This is a genomic window from Paenibacillus sp. ICGEB2008 (genome assembly GCF_000307675.1).
Taxonomy (GTDB): Bacteria; Bacillota; Bacilli; order Paenibacillales; family Paenibacillaceae; genus Paenibacillus; species Paenibacillus polymyxa.
Genome location: NZ_AMQU01000070.1, coordinates 1 through 551, shown reverse-complemented (window position 1 = coordinate 551; position 551 = coordinate 1). Strand labels below are relative to the sequence as shown.

Here is a 551-nt window from a genome sequence, read left to right as displayed (position 1 = left end):
TAAGTAAATTTCCAACCTCATATTCAGTTTTGCAGACGGATGAAATTACACTCAAAGCTAAGATGAAAGAACTACTTTCTTCGAAACGGGGGCGTTCAGAGGGCTGGATTAACCAACGGGTTCAGCGACTGCTAGACGCGGCAAAGCAAAACCCATTTCAGCAAACCATGTATGCAAGCCACTTAATCAATTTGAAAGTTCTTATCACCCTTATTCTTCAGTACCAAGAGCATCTTGCTGAACTGGAACAAAACATAGATGCTCTGGCTGAAGAAATTGAAGAGTATGAATTAATTCAGTCGATTCCCGGTATTGGGCATAAAATTGCTGCAACAATTTTATCTGAAATTGGAGAGATCGACCGATTTGATCATCCTAAAAAGCTAGTGGCTTTTGCAGGCATTGACCCGAGTGTCTTTGCTTCCGGTAAATTTACAGCAACTCGAAACCGAATCACGAAACGTGGTTCCAGGCAGTTGCGTTACGCACTGGTAATGGCTGTCCAGTGTGGGCTTATACGCTCCCGAAATATGCGACTCAAAGCGTTCTAT

The 551-nt window shown here is 42.8% G+C and carries 1 protein-coding gene; it reads left to right on the top strand.

The features are described 5' to 3' along the window. Positions 1-551: IS110 family transposase (locus C400_RS0126005; RefSeq protein ID WP_017428703.1), on the top strand; the 551-nt coding region annotated here is incomplete at both ends.